Below are 14,499 nucleotides of genomic sequence, written 5' to 3'. Positions count from 1 at the left end.
CATGTTGGGCATGACCGCATGCCTGCCGGGTTACCCGGCCCCGGCACGTCGATCAGCGATGCAGCGGAGGTCGTACACGATGACCAGCGGCTACATGGGCCCGGAGGGCGATCCGTTCGCGGAGTTCCTGGCACGCTTCTTCGGCGGGCCCAGGCCCCGGCAGATCGACATCGGCCGACTGCTCAGCCAGCCCGCCCGGGAGCTGGTGCGCGGCGCCGCCCAGTACGCCGCCGAGCACGGCAGCCGGGACCTGGACACCGAGCACCTGCTGCGGGCCGCGCTCTCCACCGAGCCGACCCGGGGGCTGCTCAGCCGGGCCGGCGCCGACCCCGACTCGCTGGCCTCGCAGATCGACGAGCGCACCGGCCCGGTGCAGCACCCGCCGGGCGAGGTCCCGCCGCCCACGTCGCTCTCGCTCACCCCGGCCGTCAAGCGCGCCCTGCTGGACGCGCACGAACTGGCCCGCTCCACCGGCACCGGGTACATCGGCCCGGAGCACGTGCTCAGCGCCCTGGCCGCCAACCCGGACTCGGCCGCCGGGCACATCCTGAACGCGGCCCGGTTCGCCCCCTCGAACCTGCCCACGGAGACGCCGGAGGCCGCGAAGGGCCGTACCGAGAGCGCGCGGACCACGAACACGCCGACCCTCGACAAGTACGGCCGCGACCTCACCGATCTGGCCCAGCAGGGCCGGATCGACCCGGTGATCGGCCGCGAGGAGGAGATCGAGCAGACCGTCGAGGTGCTCTCCCGGCGCGGCAAGAACAACCCGGTCCTGATCGGTGACGCCGGTGTCGGCAAGACCGCGATCGTGGAGGGGCTGGCGCAGCGCATCACCGACGCCGACGTGCCGGACGTGCTGATCGGGCGCCGGGTGGTCGCGCTCGACCTGACCGGGGTGGTCGCGGGCACCCGCTACCGGGGTGACTTCGAGGAGCGGATGAACAACATCGTGGGCGAGATCCGCGCCCACTCCGACGAGCTGATCATCTTCATCGACGAGCTGCACACCGTCGTCGGCGCCGGCGGGGGCGGCGAGAGCGGTTCGATGGACGCCGGGAACATCCTCAAGCCGGCCCTGGCCCGCGGCGAGCTGCACATCGTGGGCGCCACCACGCTGGAGGAGTACCGCAGGATCGAGAAGGACGCGGCCCTCGCCCGCCGTTTCCAGCCCATCCTGGTGCCGGAGCCCACCACCGCCGACGCGATCGAGATCCTGCGCGGACTGCGCGACCGCTACGAGGCCCACCACCAGGTCCGCTACACCGACGAGGCGCTGGTCGCGGCCGTCGAGATGTCCGACCGCTACCTCACCGACCGGCGGCTGCCCGACAAGGCCATCGACCTGATCGACCAGGCGGGCGCCCGTGTGCGGCTGCGGTCGCGCACCAAGGGCACCGACGTACGGGCCCTGGAGCGCGAGGTCGACCAGCTGGTCCGGGACAAGGACCAGGCGGTCGCGGACGAGCAGTACGAGCAGGCCACGCAGCTGCGCGACCGGATCGTCGAGCTGAAGCAGCGGATCTCCGAGGCCACCGGCGACGGTCAGGCCGACGAGGGACTCGACCTGGTGGTCGACACCGAGTCCATCGCCGAGGTGGTGTCCCGGCAGACCGGCATCCCGGTCAGCAGCCTCACCCAGGAGGAGAAGGACCGCCTGCTGGGCCTGGAGTCCCACCTGCACGAGCGGGTCGTCGGCCAGGACGAGGCGGTCCGGGTCGTCTCCGACGCCGTGCTGCGCTCCCGCGCCGGGCTGTCCAGTCCCGACCGGCCCATCGGCAGCTTCCTCTTCCTCGGCCCGACCGGCGTCGGCAAGACCGAGCTGGCCCGGGCGCTGGCCGAGGCGCTGTTCGGCAGCGAGGACCGGATGGTCCGCCTGGACATGAGCGAGTACCAGGAGCGGCACACCGTCAGCCGCCTGGTCGGCGCCCCGCCCGGCTACGTCGGGCACGAGGAGGCCGGTCAGCTCACCGAGGTGGTGCGCCGGCACCCGTACTCGCTGCTCCTGCTCGACGAGGTGGAGAAGGCGCACCCGGACGTCTTCAACATCCTGCTGCAGGTCCTGGACGACGGGCGGCTGACCGACTCGCAGGGCCGGACGGTGGACTTCTCCAACACGGTCGTCGTGATGACCAGCAACCTGGGCTCCGACGTGATCACCCGGCGCGGCGCCGGGATCGGCTTCGGCTCGGGCGGCGCGGAGGCGGACGAGGAGGCCCGGCGCGAGCAGGTGCTGCGCCCGCTGAGGGAGCACTTCCGGCCCGAGTTCCTCAACCGCGTCGACGAGATCGTGGTCTTCCGCCAGCTCAGCGGCGAGCAGCTGCGGCAGATCACCAGCCTGCTCCTGGAGCAGACCCGCCGCATGGTGCACGCGCAGGGCATCACCGTGGACTTCACCGACGCGGCCGTGGACTGGCTCGCCGAGCGCGGCTACCAGCCCGAGTACGGTGCCCGGCCGCTGCGCCGCACCATCCAGCGCGAGGTGGACAACGAGCTGTCCCGGCTGCTGCTGGACGGGCGGGTCACCGAGGGCGGCCGGGTGACGGTCGACGTCGAGGACGGGCGGCTGGCGTTCCGGACGCCGGAGCGGCCCGTCCCCGAACTCTGACTACTTCTGCCGTACCGGTTCGACGACCATCGCGGAGCCGCCGCCGCGCCGTACCTTCTCGGCCGCGGCCAGCCACTTCCCGTTCGCCAGGCGCTGCACGGCGGTCGCGGCGCCGATCTCGGGGTTGAGCTTGAAGGAGTGCCCGAGAGCCTCCAGCTCCGCCCGTGTGCCGCTGTCGTAGAGCCCCGGTTCCAGCTCGGTCTGGGCGGCGTTGCGCTGGCTGGCGCGCGGCGCGGCGATCGCGTCGACGAGCGGGAGTCCGCGGTCGAGGAAGCCGGTGAGGGTCTGCAGCACGGTGGTGATGATGGTGGCGCCGCCGGGCGAGCCGAGGGCGACGACCGGCTTGTGATGGCCGTCCAGGACGATCGTCGGGGCGATCGAGGAGCGCGGGCGCTTGCCGGGCCCCGGCAGGTTCGGGTCGTGGACGGCCGGGTTGGCCGGGGCGAAGGAGAAGTCCGTCAGTTCGTTGTTGAGCAGGAACCCGCGTCCCGGCACGGTGATGCCGCTGCCGCCGGTCTGCTCGATGGTGAGCGTGTAGGCGACGACGTTGCCCCACTTGTCGGCCACCGTGAGGTGCGTGGTGTTCTCGCCCTCGTACGTCGTCGGCGCCGCCGTGCCGCCGCCCGCGCAGTCGGCCGGGTGCCTCGGGTCGCCGGGCGCCAGGGGGCTGGTGAGCACCGCGTCGTCCTTGATCAGGCACTCACGGGAGTCGGCGTACCGCTGGGACAGCAGCTCCTTCGCCGGTACGTCCTCGAAGGCGGGGTCGCCGACCCAGCGCCCGCGGTCGGCGAACGCGATGCGGCTGGCCTCGATGTAGCGGTGCAGGTACCCGGCCTTGTCCGCGGTGGAGAGGTCGGTGCGCTCCAGGATGTTGAGGGCCTCGCCGACCGTGGTGCCGCCGGAGGAGGAGGGCGCGATGGAGTAGACGCCCAGACCGCGGTAGGAGGTCTTCGTCGGCGCCTGGAGCTTGGCTTCGTAGGCCGCGAGGTCCTTGGCGGACAGGTCGCCCGGGCGGGCGTTCCAGCCGGAGTCCGGGTCGACGGGGGGCTTGTTGACGGTGTCGACGATGTCCTCGCCGAGTTCGCCGTGGTAGATGGCGCCGACGCCCTCGCGGGCCAGCTCCCGGTAGGTGCGCGCCAGGTCCGGGTTCTTGAACGTGGAGCCGATGCGAGGGAGTTCACCGCCGGGCAGGAACAGCTCGGCGGTGTCCGGGAAGTAGCGGAAGCGCTGCTCGTTGGAGGCGGTCTGGGAGCGGAAGGTCTCGTCGACGGTGAAACCGTGCCGGGCCAGTCGCTCGGCGGGCTTCAGCACGGACGACAGCTTCCGGCTGCCCCACCGGTCCAGGGCGGTCTGCCAGGTGGCCGGGGTACCCGGCGTGCCCACGGCCAGGCCGCTGGTGACGGCGTCCGCGAAGGCGAGCGGCTCGCCGTCCTCCGTGAAGAGCTTCTCGTCGGCGGTGAGCGGCGCGGTCTCGCGGCCGTCGATGGTGCGCACGGTGCGGGACTTGGCGTCGTAGTAGACGAAGTAGCCGCCGCCTCCCACCCCGGCGGAGTAGGGCTCGGTGACGCCGAGCGCGGCGGCGGTGGCCACGGCCGCGTCGACGGCGTTGCCGCCCTTGCGGAGCACCTCGAGGCCGGCGGCGGAGGCGTCCCGGTCGACACTGGAGACCGCGCCGCCGTACCCGACGGCGACCGGGGTCTTGGGAGGCGCGGGCCTGCTCTGGGGCGTGGGTGGCGCGGCCGCCCCCACGGACACCACCACGGCGGCCGAGACCGCCAGGACCGTCAGATTCCGTGCGACAGGGCGACGCATCCGCACCTCCAGGGAAAGGCCGTTCGGGCAGCTTAGTTGATCGTCATGGCCGCGTCAGGAGCACGCGGCGAGCCCGCGCCCGCCGGGGCACCACGCCCCGTCGAACACAGGTACGCCGACGCCCGCTAGCATGCGCGCCCATGACTGACGACGTACGCAACATCGTCCTGGGTGTGGTCGCGGCGGGCATCAGCGCCACGCTGGGCTGGCTCGCCCGCACCTACCTGTGGAAGCGGAAACTCCGCCGCAAGCAGGCGTTCTTCGGGCTGCCCGACAGCTCCGAGTCGCTGCTCGTCGTCAACCGGGACCCCGCCGCCTCCGAACCGGCGGTCCACCGCTTCGACGTCTTCGCGCTGCTGGAACTCGCCGCGCTGGTCAAGGACTGCGGTGCGCACATCCAGGTGGTCACGCAGGACATGGTCGGTCAGGGCTTCGGCGAGCGCACCGAGTTCTGCGTGGGCGGCCCCGGTTCGAAGGGTCGCGTATCTCCGTGACACCCGCATTGGAGGCAAGCTCACGGAACGGCCCGCCCGATGCTGGGCACGAGGGGGTACCCCTGCCGAAACGCCGGCGATCAGCCATCCGCGCGGACACTCATCGTCGCCCCCCAACCGTGCACGATGGGCGCCTTGGCCAGCTCTGCTCCGGTAGATCGAACTGTTGCTGACTCAGACTCGCCTGCGACGTCACCTAATGTGACCGCAGAGCCCGCGGACCGCCCTTCGACACCTCCGGCCGCCGGGCACAGCTGCTTGTGATCGGACCCGAGCCCTGCCGCTTCCTGACCACCAACACTTCAACCGCGGCCTGGGCCCTGCGCCGCACCTCAGAACCATTGCGGATCCTTACCACGGTCTTCGGCACACCGACCATGTCCGTCGCCCAGTTCCCCACGCCCCATGCCGCCCGCGTTCAGATCACCGATCTGCGGGGCCTTCTATCCGCGTGCGCCGTAGCCGGGAGAACCGCTGACACCAGGCCACCCCACTCGCCAGCCGTCGACCGGACATGTGGCCAGTGGTCACCCCACCTGCCCCTGCAGGAGCAGGAGCAGGAGCAGGAGCAACGGATCATGAAGCAGATGCGTCGCCGTGCGAGCTCCGTCCTCCCCCGTCACCGCATTCTTCTGCGCTGACCGTAGAACATGATCTGCGTTTACGACTGATACTCGTCGAGATCTAGCCTCTCTGGATGCAGATCGTCGGGGAGATTCGCCCGCATTTCCGTTTGATAAAAGCGCAACCTGTCCTTCAATTCCGGAAACTCCATCAATAGCTCGAAGGCATATGCCGCAGCCATCCTGGATCGATCTGCCGTAATCTCTTCAAACAGGAGCTCCACGCAACCCCTCACCACATCCTTACATTGATCAGCGACGTCATCCTGCTCGCCGCACACGATGTGGTTGAGCACAGCAAGCAGGTGGGGCCTCCATTCCAACGGCACCTCTCGGTCCGCAAGGGCCGCTGCAATAACGGACGCTGTAGCCAACGCTGGAGGCATGAGGTTCGACTGGATGTAGACATGATTGTCGGCCCAGCCTTCGCCGACCCGATCAGGCAATCGGCCACGTAGAGCAGACAAGAGGTCTTCTGGGACGTGGGCCGCACTCCTGTCACAGCCGCACTGCATCCCCTGCCAGTCGTGGCGCGAGATCTCCAGATCCAGCAGTCTTACGAACACGCCGTCTCACCTGCCCCATGGTCCATCGGGAGCTCCTTGGATTCCGTCTACGAAGCGTGACTCAGGATAGTCTGCCTGACACTTCACGCAGACAGGCTTAAGGTCCACCTTGTACGAGCCGTCGGCTTGACGCACATTGGTGTATGAGTGCGTGAAGATCAAGTTGTTGGCATCGCCGCCCAATACGTTACATACGTTCCCTTCGGCGCAGTAACTCGGCGCTCCCGCCCTCACCGTTCCGGAAGACCCAACGGCTATTTCTCCCGTTCGGACATCGACAGCGGCGGAGTAACTCCGCTCCCTAGTCCTCTTAATGATTGACGGAATGCTATTCCGGGCAAGATCCGATGCCATTTGATCAGCTATTTGCAATTGCCCTTCGAGTGTCCATCCCGGACCGGCAGGGAAAGTGTTCGCAGGAGCCCACGGCGGTTTACTGGCACCATTGCCTCGCACACTCGGAGGCAGCCCTGGGGCGTGAGCAGATACCGTGACTTTGGGCGCGGCCAGTCCCCTGAGGCCATTTCTTAGGGCGCCCCAGGCCGGCCTGATCAGATTCCCCAACCCACCCGTAAGAGCGCCGACGAGGAGGTCTGTTGGGGTGGTGGGCTGACATTGGACTGTATTGATCGCCCAGGTGAGCCCCATACCGATGGCGGCATCAGTGACGACGGCGACGCCGAGGGCTCGTCCGCCTTGGAGGCCGAGCTGGCTGGCGAGGGCGGTGCCTGCGGGGGCGAGGAAGCCTCCGACAGCACCGACTACGGCGCCTTGGGTGGTGGCGACGGCGAAGTCGCCCCAGTCGAAGTCGTCCTGGTGGGTGAAGGCGTAGACGCTGCCGCTGACGACGGAGCCGATGATGGCGCCGATGCACATCGGGCACTGGCCGGTGGGGTCGGCGAGGTTGGCGGGGTTGTTGTCGGCGTAGTTGTACGGGGACTGGTTGGGGTTGTCCGCGGCTGCCGGGATGGGGTCCTGGGTGGTGAAGCGGCGCTGGTCGGTGTCGTAGGAGCGGGCGCGTAGCTGGAGGCGGTCGGGGAGGTAGGGGTCGTTGTACTGGCCGGTGTAGCCATAGGGGCTGGTCTGTCCGCCGGTGATGGTGGCCTTGCCCGTGGGCTTGCCCCAGGGGTTGTAGGTGTAGCGGTAGTTGTCGGTGCCTGCTGCGTCGTAGACCGTGCTGACGGAGTTCTGGCGGTCCTGGGTGAAGTAGTAGGCGCCGGCGGTGCGGTCCATGGAGCGGGCCGTGCCGTCGGGGTCGTAGTGGTAGTCCGCGACGGTGGCGCCGGTGGCGTTGGTGTCGGTGGCTATCTGCGGGAGGGCGTTGTTGACGTCCCACAGGGACGTGCCGGCGAGTGTGTTGTTCTTCTTGACAGCGGTGCGGTTGCCGTCGGCGTCGTGGGTGAACGCGTAGTTGTTGGTGCCGATGGTGGCGGTTTTGAGGCGGCCGGCGGGGTCGTAGGTGTAGGTGCCGTCGTCGTCTTTGGTCTGGTTGCCGTCGGCGTCGTAGGCGTAGCCGGTGGAGGCCGAGCCGGTGGTCGTCGACAGCAGCTGGTCGCCGGCGTCGTACGTGTACGCGGTGGAGGTGCCGGCTTCGGTGGCGGTCTTGAGGTTGCCGACGTTGTCGTAGGTGTAGGTGCTGCCGGTGGTACCGGTCAGGCAGGAGGTGGCCGTGGTGTCGGTGCAGACCCGGGTCATGCGGCCCGCGTCGTCGTAGCCGTAGCGGGTCGGCTTGTCGACGGCGGGTGTTTCGGCGATCAGCCGGTTGTTTGCGTCGTAGGTGAAGGTGTTGTCGAGGGTCGGCGTGGTCAGGGAGGCGAGCCGGCCGGCTGCGTCGTAGGTGCGGGTTTCGGTGCGGGCCGTGGTGGTGGGAAGGGTGACGGTGGTGAGGTTGCCGGCCTTGTCGTAGGCGTAGGAGACGGCCTTGCTGTTGGTCGTCTGGCTCGTGATCCGGCCGGTCTTTTCGTAGGTGTAGCTGGTGGAGCGGCCGTCGGGGTAAGTGCGTGATTTGAGGGTGTCGTTGGTGTTCCAGCGGTAGGTGAACGGCTTGCTCGCGCCCGGCGCTGTGATCGTTTCGATCTTGTTGTCGTCGTCGTAGGTCAGGGTGCGGGTGCCGGTGGCGTCCGTGACCTTGGTGATGCGGCTCGCGTCGTCGTAGACGTAGGTCTGGGCGGGGGTGCCGTCGGAATAGCTGATCGTTGTCGGCAGGTTGCGGGCATCGAGCGTAGTGGTGATCGTCTGCGCGCGGGCGTTGGTGTACTTGGTGCGGTTGCCGTCGAGGTCGTACTCGTAGGAGACGGTCTTGCCGAGTGGGTTCTTAACCGATGTCAGCTGACCTTCGGCGTTGTAGCCGTAGGTGCTGGTGTGGCTGTTGGCGTCGGTGCTGGTCTCCAGGAGCCCGGCTGTGTTGTAGGTGAAGGTGGTGGCGCCGGCGTCTGGGGCGGTGACCTTCGTCGGGCGGTTCAGCGCGTCGTATTCGTAACTGGTCTTCTTGCCGCGGGCGTCGGTGACGGTCGTGATGTTGCCGACGGCGTCGTAGCCGGTGGTGCGCTGGTCGCCGAGTGGGTCGGTGACGGAGGCCGGGTGGCCGGCTGGGTCGTAGCCGAAGGACCATGTGTATTTGGTCGGGTCGGCGCCGGTGATGTTGCCGCGGGGGTCGACGAGTTTCGCGAGCCGGCCGTCGTCGTCGTAGCCGTAGGTGGTGCGCTCGGCCTCGGGGGAGACCTCGGCCGACAGATGCCCGTCATCGTCGTACTCATAGCGGCTGACGTAGCCGGCCCAGGTTTTGGACGACTCGAGGCGTCCGGCGTCGTCGTAGACGAGCGTCATCCCGTGGCCAAGGCCGTCGGTGGTCTTCTCGGGGTTGCCGTTGTCGTCGTAGGTGACGCTGCGGGTGTGGTTGAGCGGGTCGGTGACCGACAGCGGGCGATTGTCGGCGTCCCAGGTGAAGGCCGTCGTCTTGCCGAGCGGGTCGGTGACGGTTTTGCGGTTGCCGACCTTGTCGTAGCCCAACGTCCACGTGTTCTGCTTCGCGTCCGCTCCGATCGCGTTGCCCCGGGCGGTCACGACCTGGATCTGGTGGCCGGCCTTGTCGTACGCGTAGGTGACGGTAGCGCCGCGCCGATTGGTCTCCTTGACCAGACGGCCGACGGGATCGTAGCCGAGCACCGTCGTTTTCTGCGCCGGGTCGGTGACACTCGTCAGACGGCCCGCATCGTTGTAGCCGTATGCGGTCGTGCGCTGGGCTGCGTCGGTGACCGTGCGCAGGTTGCCTACCTCGTCGTAGGCGAGCGAGGTGGTGTGGCCGGGGGCGTCGGTGACGGTCTTGACGCGGCCGGCGGCGTCGTAGGTGTAGGCGGTCGTGTACTTCTCCGGGTCCGCACCGTCAACGTTGCCGCGCGGATCGACGACCGTCTTCACCTGCCCGGAGGGGAAGTAGGTGTAGGTGGTCCTGTTGCCCTTCGGCGTGGTGACCGACGTCAGGTTGCCGTCGGTGTCGTAGCCGTAGGACGTGGTTTTACCGCTGGGCGTGGTGACGGTCTTCAGCAGGCCGCTGGTGTCGTCGTAACCGTACGAAGTGACCTTCCCCAGCGGATCCTCGACCGTAGCGACCTGGTTGGCATCGTTGTAGGTGAAGGTGTACTCGTCGTACTCGCCACCCTCGTACGTCTTCACGTTGCCGTTGGCGTCGTAGCTCCACTCCTCGTCCGACGCAGAGTTGGACCGGCGCTTCAGCCGCCCTGAGGTGTCGTACTGGTACTGGGTCTCGCGAATCTCTGCGTCGACGGTGCTGGTGCGGTTGAAGAACTCGTCGTAGCGGTAGTAGCTCTTGTTGTTCAGCGGGTCGATCTGGGTGAACAGGACGTCCTGGTAGTAGACGTCCGTCCACACGCCGCCGTCCGGAGCGGTGACGTCGACCTGGTCGAAGGCACCGTTCTTGCTGTAGGAGAACGTCGTCTCGTGTCCCAGAGCGTCCGTCTGGCTGGCCACTCGGCCTTGGGTGTCGTAGACGTTGTAGGTGATCTGCTTGTCACGAGCGTCGGTGACCTTGTTCAAGCGGCCCGCGGTGTCGTACCCGTAGGACTCTGCCTCGCCGTCCAACCCCGTCACGCTGGTCAGGCGGGAACCGGTGTAGCCGTAGTCGACCACACGGCCATCCGCGAGTGTGACCTTGTCCAGCAGGTCACCCGTATAGGCAAGGACCGCCTTGCGGCCGGCCGCATCCGTGATCGCCGTGGGCTTGCCGCCGGTGTACGTCAACGTCAGGCCCCGGCCGGTGCGGTCGCTGACCGCCGTCAACTGCCCGGAGCCGTTGAAGCTGTAGGTCGCGTGATCGGCGGTGGTCAGCTTGAAGCCGCTGCCGTCAACGGCCAGCGTGGAACGCGCCTCAGCAGGAGTGCCGAACTTGCCGCCCGACGCCTTGGCATAGGTGTGCCGCGTTCCGCCCTCGCCGACCAGGACCGCGTCACCGTCCGCCTCAAGCTGCAGCCGCGTCTCCCACGGCAGGTTCCAACCCTTCCCCAGAGCACCGGTGAGCGTGTTGTCGGACGAGTAGACCCGCCCCACCGACAGCGGCACACCCGGTGCGGGGACCTGAGCGTCGGTGAACGCTTCGGTGAAGGCACCCGTTGCCGTGTTCACCGGGTCGGCGCGCATGACCGTCGTGCCCGTTGCACCGCTCGCGTCCCCGCACACCGCAGCACATGCAGCACCGTCCGGCAGAGAAGGAACGATGTAGAACATGTTGTACGCGCCGCAGCCCCCTCGTCCGTGGGGTCGTCCGCCACCTGCGTGCAGATGTGGATGGTGTAGGCCGGAACCGGGTACCTGCACTGTGTCGTCGGCACCGTGAACGTCGCGTTGACCACCGGGAACACCCGGTCGGAGTTGAGCGTCGGCGCCTGCACCGTCTGACCGAAGTCGAAGGACTGGACGTCCTCTTGGCTGAGCCGGCAACCGTAGTAGTCGACCTTCCAGGTCACCTTGACGGGGTGTACCTCGTCGTCTTCACCCCCGGTTTGCCAGATCGCCGCCGACACCTGCAGCGGCTCCCCCGGCACTGCCGCACCAATGTGGTTGCCCAGCGTCATCAGGAAGCCGCCCTGCTGGGCAGCCGTGTTCCCGAACGGGTCCTGCGACACCACATACAGAGCACCGGCGGAATACGACGCAGCGGTCGCCGCCCCACCACGGGTGGTGAACGATGCCTGATTGACTGAACTGCCGGAAGGATCCGCCACAGCAGGCGACTTCGGCCCCTGGGAGCGCAGTCGCTTCTGGTTCTCCTTCAGGAGCTTGATCTGCGCCGCCGTCGCCGGCTTGCTCTGCGTCGTGGGAAGCGCATGGGGCTTGACGGGCTTCGCCTTGCCTCGCGTCTGCTCACGCCGCTGCTCCGGCGTCACCGGCTCCTGATGAGCCGCCGGCTGCGGGCCCCGATAGGTGTACGCCTCGTCGACCCCATTGGCGTCACCGCCCGAGACCTTGACCAGCCAGCCGCCGCCCGCAACCACGGACAGCACCACCAGCACGATCAACGCCCGCACACGCCCAGACACAGACGCCAGCACTCCCCCACCCCTTTCACCGCATGCACACAAGGCAACGCACCTTTGCACAAGGTCAAGATCCTGAGGAGTTTCAGACTCGCGATCAAGGGGTGTGCCGAGAACTGGCTGATTGTCATGCCCTCGCCCGTTAGTCATCTGTAGGCAACTCGGCAACGAGTACGCACAGTTCAGAACTGGCCCATGCAAAATCGCCTTCAGGCACCCCCCACCGCATGGCTGGATTCCGCCGTCTGAATCACGGGGCCGACCGCGACAGCAACCGCACCTGCCCAAAAGGCAAAGGGACCAGAGCCGCACGCAACTTCCGCGAGCGGACGCACCCTTGCACTGAGCCACGGTTCCATAACGCCAGGAGCGAGTTTTCCCTGGTGTCGCTGAGGACGATCCGGTAGCTGATGCCTTCTGCCCGGAGCTGTCGCTGGAGGGTTCGAGGGCTGAGCATGAGCTGGGTGGCGACGGCGTTGATGAAGCTTTGCCCGGCGGGCAGCCGTTCGAGGAGCACGGCGCGTACCCGGTCGGTGGCGATGGCGGATGCCTCGAGTTCGAAGAGGGGCGACGCAGTTCCGGTGCGAAGAAGTTTCTGCACGGACTCGTCCTCGGTCAGGACGGGTCGTGCCGCGTCCTGGGCGGAGAACGCGACGGCGTCGGCTTCACCCTCGTCGAGCGGCCGACTCGTCGTGAGATGCCGGGTGGCCAGGTGGTGCGAACCATCCTGTGCAACAGACGAGAGCCATACCCGGCATCGGTGCCGACCGGGTTCCGTCTTGGCGGTGAGGGGCGTGGCGGCCCGGTCGCGGCGCCGGCTTTCTACCATGGCCCGCATGCCCGACACGAACACCACAGATCGCTGGGAGCGGCGCACCCAGGGGCCGCTGCTGGCACTCGCCGTACTCTTCGCCGTCGCCTATGCCCTGCCGGTGGTCATGCCCGATGCCCCTGAGGGGGTGCTGTCCGCCTGCCACGTCGCCAACTGGGTGGTGTGGGCGGCCTTCGCGATCGACTATGCCGTACGTCTGTGGCTGAGCAAGGACCGGCTGCGGTTCGTGCGGAGCCATCCGCTGGCGCTGCTGGCGGTCCTGCTGCCGCTGCTGCGGCCGCTGAGGCTGCTCAAGTTGGTGTCGATGCTGCTGCTCGCGGGGCAGCGGGCGCGGATGGCCTCGCAGGTCAGGGTGACGACGTATGTCACGGGGTCGTGTCTGGGACTGCTGGTGTTCGGGGCGCTGGCAGTGCTTGAGGTGGAGCGCGGGAAACCCGGGGCGTCCATCCAGACGCTGGGGGACGCACTGTGGTGGGCGTTCACGACGATGACGACCGTCGGATACGGCGACATGGCGCCGACGACGGGCCTTGGCCGGCTGCTGGCGATCGGGCTGATGTTGTCCGGGATCGCACTGCTCGGTGTGGTCACCGCGAACATCGCGGCCTGGTTCATCTCCCGCTTCGAGAGGGACGATGCGGAGGAACGGCGGCAGACGGCGGCCATCGAGGCGCTGACGGAGGAGGTGCAGGCGCTGCGGGCGCAGGTGGCAACGCTGCGGGCCCCGCAAGGAACACCATCCGAGCTGAACGTTCTCCCGGCTCCGGCACCAGAGCATAAATGAAACGCCCCGGGCGTCTGCGGGAGGACGGCGTCGCACTGGGCACCTTGGTCGTCCCGGCCGTCAGGGGACCGGGCCATGCCGCGAGCTCAGCACCGCGTCCGCCGTGCCGGGCCCGAAGGGGAGCATGTGGACCGGGTATGGTGACCGCCGTCCCAGGTCCGGGCGGCCGGGTGGCGCGTTGCTCTCTGTCGTGACGGGTGACCGCCTACGTACAGGAAGGAAGCAGGTGGCAGGACGTTTCGTGGCGGCACGGCACGCTCTGTTCGCCGCGCACCCTGCCCGCACGGTTGTCATGGCCTTCGCCGTCGTGGTCGTGATCGGCGCGGTGCTGCTCGCCATCCCCCTCGCCTCGGAGGCGGACACCTCGACGGCCTTCGTCACCGCCCTCTTCACGGCCACGTCCGCCGTCTGCGTGACGGGACTGGCGGTCGTGGACACGGGGACGTACTGGAGTGACTTCGGTGAGGGTGTGCTCCTGGCTCTGATCCAGGTCGGTGGCTTCGGGATCATGACGATGGCGTCCCTGCTAGCCCTGCTGGTGTCCGGGAAGCTGCGCCTCAAGCTGCAGCTCACTGCCCAGGCGGAGACGAAGAGCCTGGGCATCGGGGACGTGCGCCGGGTGCTGCTGGGGGTGGCGGGCACCACCTTCGCCGTCGAGGCCGCTGTCGGTGCCGCCCTTTCCCTGCGCCTTCGATACGGTTACGGCCTCTCCATCGGTGACGCGATGCACCACGGCTATTTCCACGCTGTTTCCGCGTTCAACAACGCAGGCTTCGGACTGCACGGAGACAGCCTCACCCGCTATGCCGACGACCCGTGGATCACCCTGCCGGTCGCCGCGGCCGTGATTCTGGGCGGCATCGGCTTCCCTGTACTGCTGGAACTGCTGCGTCACCGCAACCGTCATCGCACCACCGGCCTGCGCAACTGGACGCTGCACACCAGACTTACCCTGATCACCACGGCCGTCCTGCTGGCCGCGGGCACCGTGCTGACCTGCCTGCTGGAGTGGACCAACCCCGCAACCCTCGGCCCCCACACGGTGCCGGACAAGCTCCTCAACGGATTCTTCCACTCCGCCATGGCGCGGACCGCCGGCTTCAACGCCGTCGACGTGGGAGCCATGCAGCCGTCGACTCTGCTGATGACGTGTGTCCTGATGTTCATCGGCGGCGGGAGCGCCGGTACCGCGGGCGGGATCAAGGTCACCACCTTCGCCGTCCTCCTCGTC

Annotated in this window: 7 protein-coding genes and 2 pseudogenes; 4 read left to right on the top strand and 5 right to left on the bottom strand. The window is 68.1% G+C overall.

Features of this window, described 5'->3' with window-relative positions; genetic code table 11:
• Positions 1 to 79 precede the first annotated feature (79 nt).
• Entirely contained in the window at positions 80 to 2,608 is a 2,529-nt protein-coding gene (locus tag IE258_RS17910) for an ATP-dependent Clp protease ATP-binding subunit (protein WP_189744641.1), read from the top strand.
• On the opposite strand, the gene ggt is transcribed toward IE258_RS17910, so the two are convergent.
• Complete coding sequence (gene ggt / locus IE258_RS17905; RefSeq protein WP_189744639.1) at positions 2,609 to 4,420, bottom strand: gamma-glutamyltransferase; 1,812 nt, start codon at positions 4,418 to 4,420, stop codon at positions 2,609 to 2,611.
• Positions 4,421 to 4,560: 140 nt separating this feature from the next.
• On the opposite strand from ggt, the pseudogene IE258_RS17900 reads away from it, so the two are divergent.
• Positions 4,561 to 4,905 (top strand): annotated as a pseudogene (locus IE258_RS17900) (hypothetical protein); the annotation flags it as partial.
• A 670-nt stretch (positions 4,906 to 5,575) separates the two neighbouring features.
• Here the strand turns inward: IE258_RS17900 and IE258_RS17895 are convergent.
• The 4 genes from IE258_RS17895 to IE258_RS17880 all read right to left on the bottom strand — a co-directional run bounded on the left by IE258_RS17895 (position 5,576) and on the right by IE258_RS17880 (position 12,490).
• Positions 5,576 to 6,103 carry a hypothetical protein gene (locus IE258_RS17895; RefSeq protein WP_189744635.1) on the bottom strand — a complete coding sequence of 176 codons (528 nt, stop codon included), beginning with the start codon at positions 6,101 to 6,103 and terminating at the stop codon, positions 5,576 to 5,578.
• A gap of 6 nt (positions 6,104 to 6,109) precedes the next feature.
• Complete coding sequence (locus IE258_RS17890) at positions 6,110 to 10,795, bottom strand: DUF6531 domain-containing protein (protein ID WP_229892190.1); 4,686 nt, start codon at positions 10,793 to 10,795, stop codon at positions 6,110 to 6,112.
• Entirely contained in the window at positions 10,738 to 11,634 is an 897-nt protein-coding gene (locus tag IE258_RS17885) for a hypothetical protein (RefSeq protein ID WP_189744632.1), read from the bottom strand. Before IE258_RS17885 ends, IE258_RS17890 begins: the two co-directional genes overlap by 58 nt.
• A 268-nt stretch (positions 11,635 to 11,902) precedes the next feature.
• Positions 11,903 to 12,490 carry a hypothetical protein gene (locus IE258_RS17880; RefSeq protein ID WP_189744629.1) on the bottom strand — a complete coding sequence of 196 codons (588 nt, stop codon included), beginning with the start codon at positions 12,488 to 12,490 and terminating at the stop codon, positions 11,903 to 11,905.
• On the opposite strand from IE258_RS17880, the gene IE258_RS17875 reads away from it, so the two are divergent.
• Together IE258_RS17875 and IE258_RS17870 are read left to right on the top strand one after the other, a co-directional pair.
• Positions 12,480 to 13,268 carry a potassium channel family protein gene (locus tag IE258_RS17875; protein WP_189744627.1) on the top strand — a complete coding sequence of 263 codons (789 nt, stop codon included), beginning with the start codon at positions 12,480 to 12,482 and terminating at the stop codon, positions 13,266 to 13,268. The two genes, IE258_RS17880 and IE258_RS17875, sit on opposite strands and share 11 nt — an antisense overlap.
• A gap of 124 nt (positions 13,269 to 13,392) precedes the next feature.
• Positions 13,393 to 14,457, top strand: a pseudogene (locus IE258_RS17870) (TrkH family potassium uptake protein); the annotation flags it as partial.
• Positions 14,458 to 14,499: the final 42 nt, after the last annotated feature.

Origin of the sequence: Streptomyces tendae, from assembly GCF_014650435.1 — a bacterium.
Lineage (GTDB): Bacteria > Actinomycetota > Actinomycetes > Streptomycetales > Streptomycetaceae > Streptomyces > Streptomyces tendae.
Note: the sequence above shows the minus strand (reverse complement) of the source record. Positions and strands in the feature narration are given on the sequence as shown.